Source organism: Chitinophagaceae bacterium (assembly GCA_016713085.1).
In the GTDB taxonomy this organism is placed as follows: Bacteria; Bacteroidota; Bacteroidia; order Chitinophagales; family Chitinophagaceae; genus Lacibacter.
In genome coordinates this window covers 1,797,194-1,817,984 of the sequence record JADJPV010000001.1, presented here as the reverse complement: position 1 = coordinate 1,817,984, position 20,791 = coordinate 1,797,194, and the positions used below count along the sequence as shown (strand labels likewise).

General features: G+C 39.5%; 19 protein-coding genes and 1 pseudogene. 12 read left to right on the top strand and 8 right to left on the bottom strand.

Annotated elements, in window-relative coordinates; genetic code table 11:
• Positions 1–45 precede the first annotated feature (45 nt).
• On the bottom strand, positions 46–651 hold the full coding sequence (locus tag IPK31_08860) for a DinB family protein (GenBank protein ID MBK8088036.1): 606 nt from the start codon (positions 649–651) through the stop codon (positions 46–48).
• Between the two features lie 74 nt (positions 652–725).
• Positions 726–1,079 (bottom strand): hypothetical protein, encoded by a 354-nt coding sequence (locus IPK31_08855; GenBank protein MBK8088035.1) that lies wholly within the window; start codon positions 1,077–1,079, stop codon positions 726–728.
• Between the two features lie 137 nt (positions 1,080–1,216).
• Here IPK31_08855 and IPK31_08850 point away from each other — a divergent pair, with 137 nt between their 5' ends.
• The 12 genes and pseudogenes from IPK31_08850 (at position 1,217) to IPK31_08795 (ending at position 11,199) form a co-directional block, all read left to right on the top strand.
• On the top strand, positions 1,217–1,741 hold the full coding sequence (locus IPK31_08850) for a hypothetical protein (protein MBK8088034.1): 525 nt from the start codon (positions 1,217–1,219) through the stop codon (positions 1,739–1,741).
• A 168-nt stretch (positions 1,742–1,909) separates the two neighbouring features.
• Positions 1,910–2,311: an ankyrin repeat domain-containing protein gene (locus IPK31_08845; protein MBK8088033.1), complete on the top strand. Its 402-nt coding sequence runs from the start codon at positions 1,910–1,912 to the stop codon at positions 2,309–2,311.
• A gap of 14 nt (positions 2,312–2,325) precedes the next feature.
• Entirely contained in the window at positions 2,326–3,219 is an 894-nt protein-coding gene (locus IPK31_08840; GenBank protein ID MBK8088032.1) for a PD40 domain-containing protein, read from the top strand.
• Between the two features lie 98 nt (positions 3,220–3,317).
• Entirely contained in the window at positions 3,318–3,713 is a 396-nt protein-coding gene (locus IPK31_08835; GenBank protein ID MBK8088031.1) for a VOC family protein, read from the top strand.
• Positions 3,710–4,198: a hypothetical protein gene (locus tag IPK31_08830; protein ID MBK8088030.1), complete on the top strand. Its 489-nt coding sequence runs from the start codon at positions 3,710–3,712 to the stop codon at positions 4,196–4,198. Before IPK31_08835 ends, IPK31_08830 begins: the two co-directional genes overlap by 4 nt.
• Before the next feature lie 3 nt (positions 4,199–4,201).
• Positions 4,202–4,702, top strand: coding sequence for an SRPBCC domain-containing protein (locus tag IPK31_08825; protein MBK8088029.1), 501 nt, complete (start codon positions 4,202–4,204; stop codon positions 4,700–4,702).
• 9 nt (positions 4,703–4,711) lie between these two features.
• Entirely contained in the window at positions 4,712–5,056 is a 345-nt protein-coding gene (locus IPK31_08820) for a TfoX/Sxy family protein (GenBank protein ID MBK8088028.1), read from the top strand.
• Positions 5,057–5,079: 23 nt separating this feature from the next.
• A complete protein-coding gene (locus IPK31_08815) occupies positions 5,080–5,535 on the top strand; it encodes a DUF1801 domain-containing protein (GenBank protein MBK8088027.1) in 456 nt (151 codons plus the stop codon).
• Positions 5,536–5,589: 54 nt separating this feature from the next.
• Positions 5,590–6,144, top strand: coding sequence for a DUF4287 domain-containing protein (locus IPK31_08810; GenBank protein MBK8088026.1), 555 nt, complete (start codon positions 5,590–5,592; stop codon positions 6,142–6,144).
• Complete coding sequence (locus IPK31_08805) at positions 6,128–6,898, top strand: ankyrin repeat domain-containing protein (GenBank protein ID MBK8088025.1); 771 nt, start codon at positions 6,128–6,130, stop codon at positions 6,896–6,898. The genes IPK31_08810 and IPK31_08805 overlap by 17 nt, the downstream gene beginning before the upstream one ends.
• Before the next feature lie 3 nt (positions 6,899–6,901).
• Positions 6,902–7,837 (top strand): hypothetical protein, encoded by a 936-nt coding sequence (locus tag IPK31_08800; protein ID MBK8088024.1) that lies wholly within the window; start codon positions 6,902–6,904, stop codon positions 7,835–7,837.
• 96 nt (positions 7,838–7,933) lie between these two features.
• Positions 7,934–11,199, top strand: a pseudogene (locus IPK31_08795) (glycosyl hydrolase).
• Between the two features lie 66 nt (positions 11,200–11,265).
• Here the strand turns inward: IPK31_08795 and IPK31_08790 are convergent.
• From IPK31_08790 to IPK31_08765, 6 genes are all read right to left on the bottom strand, one after another.
• Positions 11,266–12,186 carry a 1-phosphofructokinase family hexose kinase gene (locus tag IPK31_08790; GenBank protein ID MBK8088023.1) on the bottom strand — a complete coding sequence of 307 codons (921 nt, stop codon included), beginning with the start codon at positions 12,184–12,186 and terminating at the stop codon, positions 11,266–11,268.
• Between the two features lie 12 nt (positions 12,187–12,198).
• Positions 12,199–12,861, bottom strand: a complete 663-nt coding sequence (locus tag IPK31_08785; protein ID MBK8088022.1) for a DsbA family protein — start codon at positions 12,859–12,861, stop codon at positions 12,199–12,201.
• 166 nt (positions 12,862–13,027) lie between these two features.
• Positions 13,028–15,946 (bottom strand): DNA polymerase I, encoded by a 2,919-nt coding sequence (gene polA / locus IPK31_08780; GenBank protein MBK8088021.1) that lies wholly within the window; start codon positions 15,944–15,946, stop codon positions 13,028–13,030.
• A gap of 189 nt (positions 15,947–16,135) precedes the next feature.
• Complete coding sequence (locus tag IPK31_08775) at positions 16,136–16,354, bottom strand: hypothetical protein (protein ID MBK8088020.1); 219 nt, start codon at positions 16,352–16,354, stop codon at positions 16,136–16,138.
• Positions 16,355–16,492: 138 nt separating this feature from the next.
• Complete coding sequence (locus tag IPK31_08770) at positions 16,493–17,233, bottom strand: ParA family protein (protein ID MBK8088019.1); 741 nt, start codon at positions 17,231–17,233, stop codon at positions 16,493–16,495.
• Between the two features lie 51 nt (positions 17,234–17,284).
• Positions 17,285–20,782 carry a caspase family protein gene (locus IPK31_08765; protein MBK8088018.1) on the bottom strand — a complete coding sequence of 1,166 codons (3,498 nt, stop codon included), beginning with the start codon at positions 20,780–20,782 and terminating at the stop codon, positions 17,285–17,287.
• Positions 20,783–20,791 lie beyond the last annotated feature (9 nt).

Sequence of the window (20,791 nt, the reverse complement as noted above, 5' to 3'; positions counted from 1 at the left end):
CAATTATTCTTCCCGCCTTTCCGGCTATTGGGCTTTTTGAAAAAATTACTGCTTTGGAAAATCCGGATGTGCTTTTAATTCAGCAATCTGCAGGGTGTGCCGTTTTGTATGTGCACTTAAAAAAATCAGCAGTTGATAAGTGTCTATCAACCCAACAGGTGTTTCAGCAAAATGATTGCGTAAGTCATCTTCTGTTGATTTCATGTACTTAATCAGGTCAGCACGGCGTTCTTTAAATACAACTAAAGTTTGTGCCGTATTCCCAAATTGCCCGGTTGGATAAAAGTCTTCTCTTGTTTTAACTTTCACCGTACGGCTGCCGATCATATTCTTAATAGCTTCATCATCATGTTTCAGTTCCTTCCTTTTTGTGGGGTCAGCAGGCGCTTTCAAAGTGCCCATTCCCCAGTCAAACAGGTTCTTTTCAGAAATAGTAATGTGTTCAGCACAATTGGCAACACTCCAAACGCTGTCTGCCGGTTTCCAGTTAAGTTGTGCTTCGCTCAGTCCTTTAATCTCTTTTATAAAGTCCTGCTGCGTTTGTTTAAAATAACTGATGGCCGATTTTCTTTCCTCCTTTGTAATACTGTTGTCAATGCCGGTAAAGCCGGATAAGATCAGCAACCCAATTAAACCTAATAGCTGTTTCATGTCTGAATGTTTTGAGGTGAAAAATGCTGACTGGTAAAATACTTCAATTTTTGTCTGCCTGCAACATCTTATTGTTAAGAAGGCATGTCCATTTTCTGTACCTGGCGTACAATAACAGCACCACCTGTTTCATAATCGGGAAAATCAGCGCAAAGAGCAATGGCTTCATCATAATCAGCTGCATTAATAATAAAATAGCCGCCAATAATTTCCTTGCCCTCGGTAAAAGGTCCATCAGTTACGGATTTATGATTCCCTTTGATCACTTTTCCACCGGGTAATAACGGTTCGCCGGAAACATACTTACCGGCCTTTGCCAGCTTATCAATCCATGCAAACCACTTGCCCATACTTTCCTGCATTTGCTGTGGAGAAGGATTAGAGTCAGAAGGCATTTCACCCTGAAAGATTAACATAAACTTTTCCATAATAGTTGTTTTATTGTTTTGAAATGATTTTTGTAATGACGTCCAGAGTTATAATTTCCGGACATACCATTCATAAAAAGAGGGAAAAAAATTAAAAATGATCAGTTAAATTTAAGAATCCCCAACAAATAACGCTTATGGTAAAGTATGCTTTCTTCCTGATTACTGTAGTCAGTTCTTATTCTTCTTTCTCTCAACAAAATAATAAACCATGCAGCAATCCTGTTTACCGGCAGTTCGATTTCTGGCTTGGCGAATGGGAAGCCTATTCACCAAATGGTAAAAAGGCTGGTGACAGTAAGATCAGTGTCATCCTCGACAGTTGTATTATTTTAGAAGAATGGACAAGCGCTGCTGTTACGCAGGGTTTACGTTATGCAGGCAAAAGTTTCAATACCTATAATGCAACTACCAAACAGTGGCAGCAAACCTGGGTTGATAATGCGGCAGGCAGTACCGAATACCTGGAGGGTAAGTTTGAAGACAGAAAAATTATTTTCATTACCAGGCCGTTTCTGTTTACACAGGACAGCATGGCAATAAGGCGGCTTACCTTTTTTAATATAGGTGCAGATAAAGTTCGCCAGTTGGGTGAAATAAGTAAAGACAACAGCGCAACATGGTTAACAGAATATGACCTGGAGTACCATCGTAAGAAATGATGAGCGGAATAAATTCATTCACTCTATTTCGGAACTTTAAAGAAAGCAATAACCATGAATCGTAAATCTTTTTTACAGCAGGCAGCAATTGGCAGCAGTTTTCTTGCTGTTCCCTCCTTTCTTCTTTCACAAACTGCTCCGCCAACTAAACAACCCAAAGGAGATCCATTGCCACCAGAAAAGGTAAAAGACTTTGTTGGAGCCGGTCATAATAATCTTGATAAAGTAAAACAGCTCCTGCTTGAATTTCCTACATTGCTGTATGCAACATGGGATTGGGGCGGAGGCGATTTTGAAACAGGGCTGGAAGGCGCAGGACATGTTGGCACTAAAGAAATTGCCAATTACCTCATTGAAAAAGGAGCAAGAACAAATTTATTTGTACTGACGATGCTGGGTAAAACGCAAATTGTAAAAGCCTATATTGAAACCTATCCTGCTTACTTGTATGCAAGAGGTCCGCATGGTTATACACTATTGCATCATGCACAGAGAGGTGGTGAAGATGCAAAAGAACTGTTTGACTATTTACAAAGCAAAGGATTGAAAGAAACAAGAACAAAACTTTAATTCGGTGATTACTGATGAGATACAAACTGATCCATATAAGTCTTCTGCTGTTTACATCACTTCAGCTGTTTGCACAAAGCAGCGATCATCATTTATTCTTTAATCAACCTGTGCCGGGTACAACAGCGGTTGTATTTGCGCCCGGTATTGTATCAGATGAATTAGGAAACAGGGATATGGCCATAGCTCCTGATGCATCTGAATTTTTTTATACAATCCAATATCGGGGCGGTCAGTTCAGTGTTATCATGCAGGTGCAAAAAATAAATGGCAAGTGGAGTAAGCCTGAAGTTGCAAACTTTTGCGGACAATATAATGATCTTGAACCTGCCTATTCACCCGATGGGAATAAACTTTACTTCGCATCAAACCGCCCAATACCGGGAAGCAATGGTAAAGATTATAATATCTGGTATGTATCAAAACAAAGTGGAAAATGGATTGATCCAACTCCTTTGCAAAGTGCAGTGAATACATCAGCTGATGAATTTTATCCATCGCTTACAAAAACAGGCAACCTCTATTTTACAAGAGCCATGAAAGACAAAGGAGAAGATATTGTGCTTTGCAAATGGGTAAATGGACAATATGAAGAAGCCGTAAGCCTGCCCGGTGTAATCAATACTGCAGGTGATGAATTCAATGCATTTGTTGATGCAGATGAACGGTATATTATTTACAGCGGCTATAAAAGAAAAGGTGCTTATGGCATTGGCGATCTATATATCAGTAAGAAAAATGAACAGGGCGAATGGGGCGAATCAAACAATCTTGGAAACAGCATCAATGCAACAGGACTTACCTATTGTCCCTATGTAAGTCCTGATAAAAAATATTTTTCTTTACCAGCAGCCGCAACAGCAGCATCCAGATTCCATTTGATCAACCGCAAACAATCCGGCACCTGAAAGAAATGACACAGCAGCCTTTAAACGGCTGGGATAATATTTACTGGATTAGTACCGATCAACTATTAAAATAATTCATTAAACAAAAATTACAGATTATGGATAACGCAATCAGCTGGTTTGAAATACCGGCAACCGACATTGACAGAGCACAAAAATTTTATGAAAGCATTTTTCTGATTAAGATGAATGCGCTGGATATGCCGCAAATGAAAATGCGGATGTTTCCGCTGGATGACCCGATGAAGGGCGTTGGCGGTACATTAGTTGACAGTGGTGGCTTTCATAAACCTTCTGCTACCGATGGCCCATTGATTTATTTGAATGGAAATCCAGATGTGCAGATTGTACTGAGCAGGGTGGAAGCAGCAGGTGGAAAAATTATGATGCCTAAAACGGAAATCAGTCCGGAGTATGGTTATATGGCTGTGTTCTTTGATACAGAAGGCAACCGCATTGCTTTACATTCAGTTCCTGAAAAATACCTCAAATGAAACGGCTTGTCATTTTTTCCAGCATCATTCTTATTTCTGCCGCATTCTCAAACAAAGAGAGTTCGCATGCTGCAAATATGCATTCCTTCGACTGGCTGATTGGAAGATGGAAGATGGAAACAAAGAAAGGAGTTATCTACGAAAAATGGAAGTCTTCAAACGACAGCACACTTTCTGGCAAAAGCATGCTGGTAAAAAACACAAGCGGTGATACTGTTTTTCTTGAAAAGATTCAACTGGTATACAGGAATAATGCATACTACTACATCCCTGTTGCAGAAGGACAAAACAACAATCAGCCTGTTGAGTTTAAACTTACATCTCACAACGAAAACGGTTTTGTTGCAGAAAATCCTGAACATGATTTTCCAAAAAGAATCATCTACAACCTTATTACCAAAGATTCTATTCATGCTGTTGTAGATGCAGGCCCTGCAATGCCGCAAAAAAAATCAAACTTTTATTACTCCCGTCAAAAACAATAAGCCATGAGTGCATATGATTGGAGCCGTTTTGTTACCAGGATTAATATTCACACAACAGTTGAAAAACTGTACAGTTGCTGGGCTACAAGAGAGGGAATGGAATATTGGTTCTTACGGTTAAGTGAATACAAAAAACAGGATGGAAGTTTACGAACGGATCATGAACCTGTACAGCCAGGCGACAGTTACCGCTGGCTCTGGCATGGCTGGGATGATGATACTGTTGAACATGGAACCATTCTTGACTGTAATGGAAAAGATTTCATTCAGTTCAGTTTTGGAAAAGCAGGGAACTGCAGCATTACAATTAAACAGGAAGAAGGTGAAACAATTGTTGAGCTTGTTCAGGATCATATTCCAACTGATGAACAGGGTATGCACTACTGGCACCTCGGATGTAAAACAGGATGGACTTTTTATTTAGCGAATTTAAAAAGCCTTTGCGAAGGAGGAATCGATCTGCGTAACAGGAATGTACAGGTAAAGAACGTTGTAAATTCATAATCATCATTTATGGCCTATAACGAAAAATTAGCCAACCATGCAAGAGAGCTCATTGCTCTTACGCACAAACATGTAGAAGAGAAAAAAATGTTTGGCGGGTTGTGCTTTATGGTGAATGATAAGATGTGTATTGGTGTAGAAAAAGAACGGCTGATGGTACGGCTTGATCCCGCAGTATATGACGAGGTAATGGAAAAAGAAGGTTGCACAGCAATGGATTTTACAGGGAAGGTGATGAAAGGTTATGTATTTGTAAGTGCAGATGCAGTAACCACTAAAAAGAAACTGGAGTACTGGGTGAAGCTGGCATTGGAGTATAATAAAATTGCCAAGGCTTCAAAAAAGAAAAAATAGATTACTCTTCAAAACCAAAACACATGCAATCGAAAGCAACCACAGTTGCAGAATATATCAGCGAACTTCCTGCAAAAAGAAAAGAAGCAATCAACAGGTTGAGAAAAGAAATTAAAAAAAATCTTCCAAAAGGGTTTAAAGAAGAAATGAGTTATGGAATGATTGGTTATGTTGTGCCGCACAGTCTTTACCCCCCCGGTTATCATGTTACACCTCATCTTCCACTGCCCTTTTTGAATATTGCTTCACAGAAGAATTTTGTTGCAGTGTACCATATGTGTCTTTACGGAAGCCCAAAACTGTTGAAATGGTTTACAACAGAATATGAAAAAGCGAAAATCGGGAAACTGGATATGGGAAAATCATGTATCCGTTTTAAGAACCCGGAAAAAATTCCGTTTCAGCTGTTTGGCGAACTGGCAAAAAAAATTACTGTTGATGAATGGATTAAGATTTATGAAAAAAATTTAAACCGGTAATAATGATAATTTTATGGCAAATAACTAAACCAAATTTATATGAGCAGCGAAGCAATTGAGAAGGCAACTCAAACACAAATTGCCAACATTGAAAAAGCAACCGGCAAAAAACTTGCTGAATGGATTGCCATTATTAATAAATCAGGATTCAGTAAACACGGTGAGCTGGTTAGTTTCTTAAAAGAACAGCATGGCTTCACACATGGAAATGCAAATACGCTGGTTCATTTTGCCAAACAATCACATGCCGGGGCCGAAGGAAATGATACCGACTGGATTGCAGAACAGTACAAAGGGAAAGAGGAATTAAAACAATGGTATGATCAGATAATGAAAGAGATCAACGGTTTTGGGAATGATATTGAAGTATCTCCAAAGAAAGCCTATGTTAGCCTGCGCAGAAAAAAACAGTTTGCCATTCTGCAGCCATCAACAAAAGACAGGCTCGATGTTGGGCTGAATATTAAAGGAGTTGCAGCCACAGGAAATGTGGAAGAAGGAAATAAATGGAATGCCATGTGTACCCACCGCATCAGGGTGGAAGATCAAACAACAATCAACAAAGATTTAATGAACTGGATAAAACAGGCCTATGATCAGGCAGGATAACAACTCGTCTCCGGATAGCTTGCAGGAACTGGTAACACAAATTGAATTACATAACGTTGCCGGTATAAAGAATTGTTTTGAAAACGGGGTCAGTCCAAATGAGTTCTACAATAACGAACCTCTACTTTATGAATTAACCAGTGAGTACAGCAGGTCGCCTGCATTTAAAGTCTGTGTAAAAACTTTTGTTGATTATGGCCTTGAATTTTCAGATAAGTCATTACTGGCGGTATTACTGAATGATGCAGAAATGCTGGAAAAGCAAATCATTAATGACCCATCTGTTGTATCCAGAAAAATTTCACTTCGCTGCGCCTATACGCCTTTGCAGGATGCAACATTGCTTCATGTATGTGCCGAGTTTAATCATGTATCCTGTGCTGAACTATTAGTAAAACACGGAGCTGATGTAAATGCTGCAGCCGGTACTGATGAGTTTGGGTTTGGTGCACAAACTCCAATCTTTCATACGGTGAATCAAAACAATCATCAATCTGCCGGTATGATGCAGTTCCTTTTACAACATGGAGCTCAGCTTGATTATACTGTAAAAGGGATCATTTGGGGAAAAGGATATCAATGGGAAACATTTATTCCTGCAGTAAATCCATTGAGTTATGCAATGATGGGTCTGCTTCCGCAAATGCATCGGGATGAACGCACAATTAATGAAGTAGTTTCAACTTTATTAAAACATGCTTATAACATCAACTATACAGCATCTAATATTCCAAACATGTATCTCAATTCCTGAATCATGAAGAAACTTTTCTTTCTCTGTAACCTTGCAGCATTATGTACCGGTACTTTTTCACAGCAATCCAGTTACAAAGTTGTATTCAATGTACTGGAAGACCGGGAAAAAGATAATTACGATATCTACAGTATGAACATGGATGGTACCGGCAGAAAAAATATCAGTAATACTCCCGGTGTGGAATGGGTGTACTATGCATATGAAAATAAAGTCTATTTCATCAGCGACAGAGATACCTGCCACCGTTGTTATTTTTTATACGAAATGGATGCCGAAGGAAATAATGTACGTAAGATCAGTAACCTGCAACTGGAAGACAGCTCGATGAGCAGCAGAAAAAAAGGAACCGAAATGATTGTGACAGGACGTATTGAAAAATTAAGACCCCAACTATTTCTCCTCAATCTGGGCACAGGCAGTTATAAACAACTCAGCTACGATACGGTTTCTTACAAAAACGATCCTCTCTTTTTACCGAGCGGTAATGAAATTGTATTGCGTTACCGCCCCGACCGTAAGCTGCGCCAACCTGTATTTGATGAATTATGGATGGTTGATATTTACGGCAAACCCATTCGCCAGCTTACTTTTTTTCCAGCTGCTGATACTACAACAGCCTGGTTTGATTATCATGCCGGACCACCGCAATGGAACAGCAAATATCAGTTCATCAGTTATCTCTCCCGTCAAAACAAACAAACACAGATTTATGCATTTACATTGAACTGCAGCAAACAATGGCAGATCACCAAAGATGAATTAAGCAGTGGATATCATGCCTGGAGCCCTGACGGTGAATGGCTGGTAATGGATCGGTCTACAAACGATGGAAAGGATTTTGACATTTACCTCATGCAGTATGCAACAGGAAAAATTACCCGGCTTACCAACGATATAAAAACAGAACAGGCGCCGGTATTTGTAAAAACTAAATAAAAGCAATCATAACAGGTTTTTCTAGCATTACCGTCGATGGATTCATTCGCTATTTTCCCGGCTGATTCATTACCTTTCTACGGTAAAACTTCTGTTATGAGATCAATCAAACTTATCAGCAGCCTGCTGCTTTTTATCTGCTCAACGTCTTTATTTGCACAAAAGAAAACAACGGTTCCTGTAAAGGAAGAACCAAAAGATGTATTAACCTCATCGCTGTTCAATGGCCTGCAGTTCCGCAGTGTAGGACCGGCAATTACTTCCGGCCGTATTGCTGATATTGCTGTAAATCCAAAAATTACAGTGAGTATTATGTGGCCGCTGCTGCAGGAGGTGTTTGGAAAACAACAAACGCCGGTATTACCTATTCTCCGGTATTTGATGGCGAAGGTTCTTTTTCCATTGGATGTTTAGCAATTGATCCAACCAATACAAACGTTGTTTGGGTTGGCAGTGGTGAAAATAATAATCAGCGTGTTGTGGGGTATGGTGATGGCTTGTACAAATCAGAAGATGCAGGTAAGAGCTGGAAAAATGTTGGCCTTAAAAATTCAGAACATATTGGCCGTATTGCGATTGATCCAACCAACAGCGACATTGTGTATGTTGCGGCATACGGACCTGTGTGGAATTCAGGTGGTGATCGTGGTATTTATAAAACTACAGACGGCGGAAAAACATGGAACAAAGTGTTGAATGTAAGTGAGCATACCGGCTTTAATGAAGTAATGCTTGATCCACGTCATCCAAACATTGTTTATGCTGCTGCACATCAGCGCCAGCGGAAAGTGTTTACCTATATTGGTGGTGGTCCTGAATCGGCATTGTATAAAAGTACTGATGGCGGTGCTACCTGGAATAAGATGATGAGTGGATTACCCGGTGGTGACCTTGGAAGAATTGGTTTGAATTATTCTCCTGCAAACCCAGATATACTGTATGCAGTTGTTGAAGCAACAGAAGGAAAAGGCGGTGTATTTAAAAGTACCGATCGTGGTGCAAGCTGGGAAAAACAGGGCGGTTATACTTCTTCCGGCAACTATTATCAAAAATATTCTGCGATCCGAAAGATGTCAACAAAGTTTTTGTGATCAACGCTTATATGGTTATCAGTAAAGATGGAGGAAAAACATTTTCTAATCTTGGTGAAAAAAGCAAACATATCGATAACCATTCACTCTGGATCAATCCCAAAAACACAGACCAATACTTAGTTGGTTGTGATGGTGGTGTATATGAAAGTTTTGATGCCGGTGAAAACTGGAACTTCAAAGCCAATCTTCCCGTAACACAGTTTTATAAAGTAGCAACTGATAATGCATTTCCGTTTTATCATATACATGGAGGTACGCAGGATAATTTCAGTATGGGTGGGCCATCACGTACATTAAGTGCCAACGGCATCATGAATTCTGACTGGTATTTTACAAGTCTTGGTGATGGGTATGAATCACAGATTGATCAGACCAATCCTGATATCGTTTACTCACAGGCACAGTATGGTGCATTAACGAGGTATGATAAAAAAAGTGGTGAGTTTTTATTTATACAGCCGCAGGAACCGGAAGGTGAAGCCTACCGCTGGAACTGGGATGCACCATTGGTGATTTCAAAATATGATAACAAACGTCTCTACCACGGAGCTAATAAATTATTCCGCACTGAAGACCGTGGCAGCACATGGAAAGTAATCAGCCCCGATTTAACAAGACAGATCGATCGGAATAAATTACCTGTAATGGGGAAAGTATGGAGCATGGATGCTGTTGCAAAAAATGGTTCAACAGATATTTATGGTAACATCACAACCATTGCAGAATCAAAGTTTGAAGAGAACACCGTTTATATTGGTACAGATGATGGATTAATTCAAATTACAAATGATGCTGGTGCCACATGGACAAAGGTTGATAATCTTCCCGGTGTACCTGAAAGAACTTATGTGAATCATATCATTACATCGCAGCATGATAAAAATGTTGCTTATGTAACATTCAATCATCACCGCTATGGCGATTTACACCCCTACGTTTACAAAACAAGTGATGGGGGTAAAACTTGGAAAGCCATTACTAATAATTTACCGGAAAGAGGAACTTCCTATACCATTGCCGAAGATCATGTAAGCAAAGACCTCCTGTTTGTTGGTACTGAGTTTGGTTTGTTTGTTAGCATTGATGGCGGTGATAAATGGGTACAGTTAAAATCAGGTTTACCAACCATTGCTGTGAAAGATTTAGAAATTCAGAAAAGAGAAAATGATTTAATTCTTGCAACATTTGGCCGTGGTTTTTATATACTGGATGATTATACTCCGTTACGAAATTTAAAAAGAGAGGATCTTGATAAAGCAGCCATCATCTTTCCTGTTAAAGATGCATGGATGTTTATACAATCGCAGCCATTGGGTGTAAGAGGAAAAGGTTTTCAGGGTGAAAGCTTCTTTACAACACCTAATCCAAAAGTGGGCGCCGTGTTTACGTATTATCTGAAGAATGATATTAAGACCATTAAAGAAAAACGCCGTGCTGCATAAGCAGAAAAAATCTGTTGATTCATTAAGACTGGAAGATGAACAGCCTGCACCCCATTTATTGTTTACCGTTACAGATGAAAGTGGAACTGTTGTCCGCCGCATAAAAGCACCGGTTAAAAAAGGTGTGAACAGGATTGTGTGGGATTTCCGTACTTCTCCTTTTGGTCCAATTGATCTTACTCCGTTTGATGAATCATTTGCATTCAGTTCTCCCGACCAGGGATATTTTGCCTTGCCCGGAACATATCAAGTATCGCTCAGCAAATTTGAAGACGGAGCATATACAGAAATTATTGCACCACAACCATTCAAAGCCGTTGCATTAAATACAGCTACGCTTCCTGCAACAGATAAAAAAGCGCTCGATGATTTCTGTAAAAAAATTGCAGAGCTGAGCCGTGTTACTGCAGCAGCGGATCAATACCGTGGCGAACTGGTGAACAAACTCCGCTTTATGAAACAGGCAGTGATTGAAACGCCAAAGCAATCACTTGATATTTCAAAAGCAATTTTGCAGGTTGAAAAAAGATTAAACGCTGTTAACCGTCAGTTGAATGGCGATGGAACATTGGCAAGAAGAGAGTTTGAAACTACTCCATCTATTGGTGGACGCATAGGTTATGTAATTGGTTCTTTATGGAACACAACAGCAGCACCAACACAAACTCAACTGAATTCTTACCAGGTTGCTGCTAAGCAATTCACCCCTGTTTACAATGAATTGAAAGCAATTGCTGAAGAAGTAAAAAAACTTGAAGACATGCTTGAAAGAAATGGAGCTCCTTATACACCGGGCCGATTGCCTGAGTGGAAAGGAGGATTTTAAATAATAAGAAGGCCGGAAAAATTTCCGGCCTTCTTTTATTACAATATACTGCTTCTTTTGAATGTATTATTGTTGTGAAATAATGCTGTATAATCTTTCAGCATCCTCTTTGTTAAATAACTGTGTTCCTTCATTCATAGTAGCTGCACTTCCGCAGGCAACACCAAATGAGATCACTTCTTTTAATGAACGGTTTTGTTCCAGCATAAAAGTCATACCTGCCACCATACTGTCACCTGCGCCTACTGTACTTCTCTTCTCAACTTTTGGTGCAGTTGCAAAATAACGTTCTTCCTCACTTACAATCCATGCACCTTCAGGCCCCATACTTACTGCAATCATTTCTGCATAACCATCCATAATCGCCTGGTGCGCTGCATCAGCCACTTCATCTTTATCAAGCCAATCTACATTCAGCATTTTACATAACTCACCAATATTCGGTTTGATGAGATATGCTCCTTTTCCCTGCAATGCCTGCAATGCAGGGCCACTTGTATCAACAATACATTTTGCTCCAACTGATTTTGCATTCTTTACAACCAGTCCGTAAAAATAATCTGGTAAGCCCGGGGGCAAACTGCCACTGGCAATAACAAAAGATGGAGAAAAGCTTCTGATCTGATCAATGAGAGTTATGATGGTTGCTTCCTGTACCTGCCGACCGGGAAAAGTAAACCTGTATTGATTAACAGTTGACTCTTCCAGTACAATCCAGTTTTCTCTTGTTTCAACTTTTGAATCAACTGCATGGAAAACAATATTTTCTTCATCCAGCAAAGAACAAAGCATATTTCCATTATTTCCCCCTGACGGAAATAAAGCAACAGATGTCGTGTCTAATTTCTTTAACGCTTTACTTACATTAATACCGCCACCGCCCGGTTCATCTACTATTTCACTGCAACGCAGCTTGCTTTCGGGTTTTATTTTTTCTACTGTAGAACTTTTATCGATACATGGGTTAAGAGTAATTGTAAGAATCATTTGAATATTGAATTAATTGAATAAATTATTTTCTACTTCTGTTAATACCAGTTCTATCCGTTTTGCCAGTGTGTCGTAATCAGTATATCCTCTTGCAAGCAAATGGAATTTTGTTTCTGTTATCTGTATCAGTACCTGTGGAAAACCTGTTACCTGTAATTGCTTGCACAACTGGAATTCGTAATACGCCTTCTCTTTGTATTCTTCTGATTTCAGTTTGCTGTAAAAATCATCTGCATTGATTTCATATTTCTTCAGCAAATGACGGTACGCTTCATCATCTGTTAAATCCCTTCCTTCATAATGCAGGCTGTATTGCAAATCAGCAGTAAACTCCATCTGTCGTTCGGGGTAGATTTCTTTAAAAATGCTTAATGCAATAGCTGGTTTTTCTGATGAGGGGAACCAGTCACTCTTATCAGGATTGTTGATATGCCACAAATAATCTTCACCGAATTTTATTCCCGAATATTCCTCTACTGTGTGATAGGCTTCTTTAATATACCCGGCAGTTGCACTGATGTGAACAGGGTGTTCAGGCAGTACCATGCCGCCACTTAATACTTCTGCATGCAGTTTTTCTTTGTATACGTCCGCTATTTTTTTAATCACGGGACTAAACCCATAACACCAACCGCAATAAGCATCATAACAATAAATAAGTGTGGGTTGCATAGGCGGCAAAGGTAGGATGATAAATGAAAATGAATGAACAGCTGCTAAATGACCGGTATCATAAAGCAGCGGAATCGAAATCAGTAATTAATTTTATTTATGCAGAAATACTTACAGCCATTAGGTTTTGGTAACTGCAATTCATTAACAGAAGCCTTATTACTTATTAATGTGCTTCTAACCAGTTGGTACCTGTTCCCGCTTCAGCAATGACCGGCACTCCATGTTTTAATGGCATTGCCGTTTGCATACACTCAAGAAGCAGTTGTTTAATATCATCAACCTCATCTTTCAGTACATCAAATACTAATTCATCATGCACCTGCAATATCATTTTACTTTTGAATTTACTGTTTTGCAATGCGGCATGTGTTTTAATCATCGCCAGTTTAATCATATCAGCTGCCGTTCCCTGTATGGGTGAGTTGATTGCATTTCGTTCAGCAAAACCACGAACCGTAAAATTGGATGAGTTGATATCTCTTAACCAGCGCTTACGACCCATCAGTGTTTCCACATACCCATTCTCTCTGGCAAAGTTGATGGTATCATCCATGTATTTCTGGATGCCGGAGAATTCACGTTTATAATTATCAATGATTTCTTTTGCTTCTGTTCTGCTGATGCCTAAATTATCCGCCAAACCAAATGCACCTTGCCCATATATAATTCCAAAGTTTACACTCTTTGCTTTGTAACGCATTTCTTTGGTTACATCTTTCTCATCAATCTTATACACTTTCGCTGCTGTTGCTGTATGAATGTCTTTTCCCTGGATGAATGCTTCACACATGGCAGGATCACCACTGATGGCAGCAACAATACGCAATTCAATTTGTGAATAATCCGCACTTACCAGCACATGCTTTTCATCTCTCGGAATAAATGCTTTGCGAATTTCTCTTCCACGCTCAGTGCGTACAGGAATGTTTTGGAGGTTGGGATTGTTACTTGCCAAACGTCCTGTTACAGCAACGGCTTGTCCGTAAGTTGTATGTACCCTTCCTGTTTTACGGTTAATCAGCAACGGCAATGAATCAACATAAGTTGATTTCAATTTTGTAAGTTCACGGAAGGTTAAGATATCTTCTACAATCGGGCTTGTATGTGCCAGCTTCAGCAACACATCTTCACCTGTTGCATACTGTCCTGTTTTTGTTTTCTTTGCTTTGGGATCAAGCTTCAAATGATCGAATAATACTTCTCCTAACTGTTTTGGTGAAGCAAGATTGAACTTTAAACCTGACGAACTGTATACTTTTTCTTCTGCTTCTTTAGCATCCTTCTCCAGTTGTTTGGAATATACATTCAGGAAGTCAACATCAACCCTGATTCCTTCATACTCCATATTCATCAACACTTTCACCAACGGATTCTCCACTTCATAAAAAACCCTCTCCACTTCTTTTTCTTTCAGCATCGGGAAGAGCGCTTCCTTCAGCTGCAAAGTAATATCTGCATCTTCAGCTGCATATTCTGTGATCTTCTCCAGTTCCACATCACGCATTGTTCCCTGAACCTGCCCTTTCCCTTTCTTCCCAATCAGTTCTTCAATATGCACCGGTTCATAACTGAGAAACTGTTCACTTAAAATATCCATGCTGCGTTTGCCATCCGGTTCTACCACATAATGAGCAAGCATGGTATCAAATAAATTTCCTTTCAACTCTACATTATACCACTTCAGCACCAGCAGATCATACTTGGTATTTTGTCCGATCCATATTTTTGATTCATCATCAAATAATGGTTTGAAGAGATTCAATATTTTCTTTGTTTCTGTTTGATCGGCAGGACAGGGAATATACCAGGCTTTACCGGCTTTGTAAGAAAAACTCAATCCTACCAGTTCACAATCATTTGCATCCAATCCAGTTGTTTCACTGTCGAAACAAATTTCTTTTTGTTTGGATAACTCCTCAACCAGCTTTTTAATATCTGCTTCTGTTGTTACAGCAATATATTCATGCGGAGTGTTGCTGATGTTTTTTGATGCGCCGCCATAATGTTCTTCTGCAACAGCAGTTTCTTCGGCAGCTTCACCCGTTTCATCAGCAGGGTTGCTGCTGAAATCAATTTCCTGTTCCGTTTTCTTTGTTTTGGCAGTAGCTTTCTTATCTTTTCTTACCTCACCCATAGCTGTATCAACCACATTCCCGAACAGATCTTTTTGAACGCCAACAGGTGCTGTATTGAATGTATTAAAGTCATCGCCCAAAATCCTCTTACCTATGGTTTTAAATTCAAGCTCAGTAAACACTTCTTTCAGCACTTCTTTATTCCAGTCTTTCAATCTGAAATCTTCCTCATGAAATTCAACCGGAACATCCATAATAATTGTTGCGAGTTTTTTACTCATGATCGCCAGGTCTTTTCCATTCTTCACTTTTTCACCCATTGCACCTTTAATCTTATCTGCATTCTCCAGTACATTTTCCAGTGTGCCATATTCGGCTAATAATTTAGCCGCCGTTTTTTCACCCACACCGGGAATGCCGGGAATATTATCCACTGCATCACCCATCATTCCTAAAATATCTATGACCTGGCTCACATCTTTGATATTCCATTTGGCACACACTTCAGCCGGACCCATAATTTCTACATCACCACCCTGGTAAGCAGGCTTATAAATTTTTACTTTTTCAGTTACCAACTGTCCATAATCTTTATCGGGCGTAACCATGAACACTTCATAACCGGCAGCTTCTGCCTTCCTGCTGAGTGTTCCGATAATATCATCGGCCTCAAACCCGTCTTTTTCAATGACCGGTATGTTGAATCCTTTGATGATCCGCTTAATATCGGGCAACGCTTCTAGTAAATCTTCGGGAGCATCCTGGCGGTTCGCTTTATAATCCGCAAAATCAGTGTGACGTTCAGTAGGAGCCTGTGTATCAAAACAAACAGCCATATGCGACGGCTTCTGTTTATTGATGAGTTCAATCAATGCGTTGGTAAAACCAAACTGTGCATTTGTATTTCGTCCTTTGGATGTAATCCTCGGGCTGCGTATAAGTGCATAATATGCACGGAAGATGAGTGCAAGCGCATCGAGCAGGAACACTTTTTTATCATTAGCCATTCCGCTAAGATAAGTTGCATAGATAGCCTGTACAACTAAGAAGTGGTAAAAATTTATAAACAAAAACAGGAGGTGGTAGAAACCACCTCCGCAAAACTTACATTATGAGAAAATTCAACACCGGCAGCTAAAAAAAGGTAGGGTACGGATTGCCGATTATTGACCTGCTTGACAAAAAAATTGATAATGTTATTTGCCTGTGTTCTCAGCCATTTCACTTTCAAGTGGTTTGGCTTCTTTTGGCTGTTGTGCTGTTTGTTGCTTAGACATTTCAGACTTACCTGCAACAACTCTTGCAAGGAAAGAATCTTCTTTGTAGAACACGTTTAAATAAATTGCAAAAAGGAAAAATACGAACGAGAAGAAACGCAATGGTTTTTTCATGACTATTGGATTTAGTTTTTTCAAAAGAATTGGACAATTCAAATGTAGATACAGAAATTGACTTAAACAACAGTTTACAGTTGTTTCTGACAAAATTGGGGGTTAGTACTTAATGGCCCTTTGGTAATTTTACGGTAGGCTGAAATGCAGTGCTGTAAAGGGTTACAGCACACCTTCTTTGATCTCTTCCCACAGATCCCGGTAGCATTGAGCGGCATAACTGCTGCGTGCAAACTCTTCTAACGGTGCCTTATGAACGCCCATCTTTTCGACATCACTCAGGTAAGGAATATAACTGCTGAAGAAGCGTTTGTCTTTGTACAATTCTTCCATTACTTCATTGTGCATATTGCGGCGCAGATCAGTCATGGTAAAAAAGCAGGTCATCTTTTTGATGTCGATACTTTTTTCTTTAAAGAAATCTTTTACCATATGATAAGTGCGTACAGAAAGTGTTGTTGGAATAATCGGCATCAACACAATATCAGATGCGTTGAAAATATTTTCTGCCAGTGAACTTAACCCCGGAGGGCAATCAATGAAGATGAAATCATATTCATTTTTCAGTTGTTTGATGATGGTTGCCAAACGTTTTTTGGATCCCTGCATTTCACCAATCATTACATCATGTGCTTTTGCAGTTACATCAGCCGGGATAATATCAAGATTCTCATATTCTGTACTCATGATATTTTCAATAAGGGTTGCATCTTTCCCCACCAGGTCAAGCATCGCTACTTTTTGCTTTGGTTTTACTTTGTAGTAAAACGATGTTGCTCCCTGCGGATCAATATCCCATAACAATGTTTTATATCCGTCTTTGGCAGCGAGATAAGCAAAGTTTACACAGCTGGCTGTTTTACCAACACCACCTTTGAGATTAAATAATGCAAATGTGAACATGGCTGATTGTTTTGATAGTGGTCTTGAAGTTATGAAATAGAGCTTGATTTATTACCAAACATTCCAGTCAAAATCCTTCAACTCGTTACGGGTGGTGGGTTTTTGCATTCCATCAGTGAGCTGTTCCACCCGAAGTCCCACATATTTTTTCAATTCTGATATCCGGATAGTTTTGTTTTTGCTCAGGGCTTCGAGCAAACTGTAGGTGAAAACTCCATTGCGCAGTTCATTGCGTTCCTGGGCAAACTGAACCCCGCCGGCAGCTGAAATAATAGTGGTTCCAGTTCCTTTACCAACATTTACAAACAGGGATTGCATCAGCTCAAAGCTGTTTTGCAGTCCAACTGTTTTTGTTTCTGTTGTTTCCTCTTCCGAGCCACGGTTCATGATTAATCCTTTATTGCCTGCTTTTGTTTTTGCTGTTTGCATTACCAGCATTTCTTCCTTATCCACTTCACCGCTGTGGCAGGCGTCGAGCAGTAATAACTTTTTCCTGGCAGGAATACTGTCCAGCAGGTTTTCAATTTCTTCATAGGCAATACCGTTTTCTTCCGGTTTGCTGAAGTTTACATCAAAGGAGGATAAATAGTAATCGTACTGTTTTGATAACAACCCATGACCAGAATAGGCAATGATTACCTTATCGTTGATATTTGTTTGCAGCAGTTTTTCTTTGAGAGACTGCACATTGGCGAGTGTAACGTTTTGATCAAACAGTGTATCAATGATGATACTGCTGCCGTACTTTTCTTTAAACTTCAATGCCAGATCTCTGATATCTTTTACACACCATTGCAGGTTATGTTTACTGTCTTTAAATTGATTAATACCAATGCCGATAAAGTGAACCGTGCCTGAAATAGTTTCTTTTGGTTGATAAATTACTGATACCTGCTCATGCATTGATTCAACTCCTTTATTATTAAAACAGGAAATTGAAATTTTATTATTACCGCCGGTCAATAAAACAGGAACAGAAAGTTCCCATTCCGGAGCCGGCTTTGCCGGCTTTAAACCTCCGTTACCATACAATGGGACATCATTAATTGTTACATATACAGACACAATGGTTGATGACGCTTCCAGGTCTTTACAATTTACTTTTAAAACAATTCTGCTGGTATTCACAACCTGTCCGTCTTCAACGGGTTCAAGAATGGTTGTTACCGGAACTTTTAACCCCGGACGAAATATACTTTCATTGATACCCGTTTTCTTTAGTCTCTTTAAATAGGCTTTATAATAAGCTGCTGCCAGTAAAGATTTCGGATTGTCTAATGATTCAATTACTTTATCGGGGCGATTATACTGAATATCCCATTGATCAAAATCATAAAACTGATTTTCTGATTTCCAGGCCAGCAAACGAACAGCTGAAGGAGTAACCAGGTAATAACGGTCGCTGCGGTAAACAATAAAATCACCGGAGGTAAGTGTTGACAGATAGTACGCAGGCTTTGTACTGCCCGGTTCCATTACACCAATCCGATCATTGGATTTTATGATCAGCTTATTACTTTCTTCATAATACATTACTGCGTCAAATCCGGGTGGCAAAGCATATTTGCGTACAAGTTTACCCGAACTTATATTCCATACAAGCAATTCTTTTGACGTAGCAGTATATAAACTATTTTTTGATAAGCTGTAAGTAAGAACACGATGAAAATCCGGATAGACAAGCTCAAACTTATTTTTTCCCTCAACATAATCGTAAACAACTATTTTCTGATCGGGAGATTCAGGCAAAAAACGGGATACAAAAATGACGGGAGTGTTGGGTTGTTGAATAATATTTAGGCGTGAAGAGTAATAGCTATCCGGCACATACTGTTCCGTTGGATCTGGATTGTAAGCCGAATCTTCAGTTCCGTACTTTTCCCAAAAAGGCAACTTTACTGCACCCAATTCTCCCCGATCCCCCTTACTGTAAAAGAGATAATTTGCATTCTCTGAAAATTCAATGATAGGTTTATAGTTTGGTGTATAAACAACAACCCAGCCGCCTTCTATATACTGACCAGGCCGTTCAAAAGCAGTAACAAGCTCACCGCTCACAAAATTCCATACCTGAATACTGTCATTGTTTCGCTCTTCCTTTATACCAGCCAGCAATTGTCCATCGGCTGAAACAGCAATGGTATTTAATTTCACAGGCAACTGCAGTTGATTCAGCAACATACCAGTTGAAATATTCCATTTAACAATCCATCGCTCATTAACTGATCCAACAAGTTCCGTCTTTGCCTGATTTAAAATAAGATCGTGAATTTTATCTAACTCCTGATGATAAAGCATTTGTTCTTTTTCCAAATCATATAATCCGAACGAGCTGTAATATCTCAAAATTACCTTGCCGGGGTCGGCGGTGAGATAAATATCCTGAAGCGAATTATATCCTTCCTGCGTAGGGAAACGTATACTACGGCCCACCTTCACTTTCCAATAATTAATTTGAGATGTCCTCAACTCAAAAATATAGTTCCCGTCTTGGCTCATGAATGTTTTTTTCAGAGCTTCTACTTTTCCTTTAAACATGTCATTAGATTCTTCTGCCGGGTTTTCTTTTAGGTTTCTGGTGGCGACGACTTCACCTGTTCGAGAATATTCTTCCTGTGTTTTATCTGTTTCAATGATAAATGAAGAATCTGTTGCAGTAAACTTATAAACCACCCATGCTACTTTTGAAAGCGGGACAGCTATTACCGGTTGCTGCTTCATTAAATCAATCACAGTAACAGAATCCTTTCTTGCATGAAGCAGAACCGCATATTTGCCATCTGGAGTTTTTTCAACATCTGTCATTCCACGCTCATTGAGATATAGTTGACGTGCATTTCCTGCGTTAAAAAAGGCAGTAACTTTTTTTTCACAGAGTAAAGCAACGGTTTGATTATTCAGAAAAAAAATGGTTCGGGGAACCACAAGTGACATCTCATAGTAACCACTATCCGCAGTAACCCGATCGGTAGAAGCAAGCATTTCGAAATTTTCTGTTTCATAAAAACAAAGCCCATCAAACTCTCTGTAAAGAGCAACTGTTTTTTTATCGGGACTAACTGTAAATAATTTGATGAATTGAGAATTGTCGCCCGCAAAAATTTCGTCTTCTATACCTTCTTTCATATAAGAACGAACCAGGGTTAATGGTTTTTGCAAAATCAAAACACTATCGCCCGACAAGAGAAAAAGCTGTTCAATGGGTGCAGCTTTAAGGGAATGATACAAAAGTTTCCCGGTGGCAATCTCCCATTTAGAATAAGTGCCATCTCCGGATCCGAGTATAATAAAACTCCCATCTTTACTCATTGCTATATCTGTAACAGACCCGGAATGAAGTACAAGGTTGAACCGGAGTTTGCCGGTTCGATTGTTCCAGATTTTGGCTGTTCCATCTTCTGATGCTGTAACAATAAATTTTTGATCAGGGGTAATTAAAGTGCCCGTCAAACTACCAGTATGACCAACAGGCAAAACCAGTTCGGGTTGCTGTGTAAATCCTGCTGCGAGTTTGCAAATAAATAACAGGGATAGTATAACAGTTTTCATGCCGTTAAG

Excerpts from the sequence above, each read along its gene's own strand:
- IPK31_08805 (MBK8088025.1), top strand. The coding sequence starts at position 6,128 with ATGATCAGGCAGGATAACAACTCGTCTCCGGATAGCTTGCAGGAACTG.
- IPK31_08800 (MBK8088024.1), top strand. The coding sequence starts at position 6,902 with ATGAAGAAACTTTTCTTTCTCTGTAACCTTGCAGCATTATGTACCGGT.
- IPK31_08835 (MBK8088031.1), top strand. The coding sequence starts at position 3,318 with ATGGATAACGCAATCAGCTGGTTTGAAATACCGGCAACCGACATTGAC.
- IPK31_08850 (MBK8088034.1), top strand. The coding sequence starts at position 1,217 with ATGGTAAAGTATGCTTTCTTCCTGATTACTGTAGTCAGTTCTTATTCT.
- IPK31_08825 (MBK8088029.1), top strand. The coding sequence starts at position 4,202 with ATGAGTGCATATGATTGGAGCCGTTTTGTTACCAGGATTAATATTCAC.
- IPK31_08840 (MBK8088032.1), top strand. The coding sequence starts at position 2,326 with ATGAGATACAAACTGATCCATATAAGTCTTCTGCTGTTTACATCACTT.
- IPK31_08770 (MBK8088019.1), bottom strand. The coding sequence starts at position 17,233 with ATGTTCACATTTGCATTATTTAATCTCAAAGGTGGTGTTGGTAAAACA.
- IPK31_08830 (MBK8088030.1), top strand. The coding sequence starts at position 3,710 with ATGAAACGGCTTGTCATTTTTTCCAGCATCATTCTTATTTCTGCCGCA.
- IPK31_08860 (MBK8088036.1), bottom strand. The coding sequence starts at position 651 with ATGAAACAGCTATTAGGTTTAATTGGGTTGCTGATCTTATCCGGCTTT.
- IPK31_08790 (MBK8088023.1), bottom strand. The coding sequence starts at position 12,186 with ATGATTCTTACAATTACTCTTAACCCATGTATCGATAAAAGTTCTACA.
- IPK31_08820 (MBK8088028.1), top strand. The coding sequence starts at position 4,712 with ATGGCCTATAACGAAAAATTAGCCAACCATGCAAGAGAGCTCATTGCT.
- IPK31_08765 (MBK8088018.1), bottom strand. The coding sequence starts at position 20,782 with ATGAAAACTGTTATACTATCCCTGTTATTTATTTGCAAACTCGCAGCA.
- IPK31_08815 (MBK8088027.1), top strand. The coding sequence starts at position 5,080 with ATGCAATCGAAAGCAACCACAGTTGCAGAATATATCAGCGAACTTCCT.
- IPK31_08785 (MBK8088022.1), bottom strand. The coding sequence starts at position 12,861 with ATGCAACCCACACTTATTTATTGTTATGATGCTTATTGCGGTTGGTGT.
- polA (MBK8088021.1), bottom strand. The coding sequence starts at position 15,946 with ATGGCTAATGATAAAAAAGTGTTCCTGCTCGATGCGCTTGCACTCATC.
- IPK31_08855 (MBK8088035.1), bottom strand. The coding sequence starts at position 1,079 with ATGGAAAAGTTTATGTTAATCTTTCAGGGTGAAATGCCTTCTGACTCT.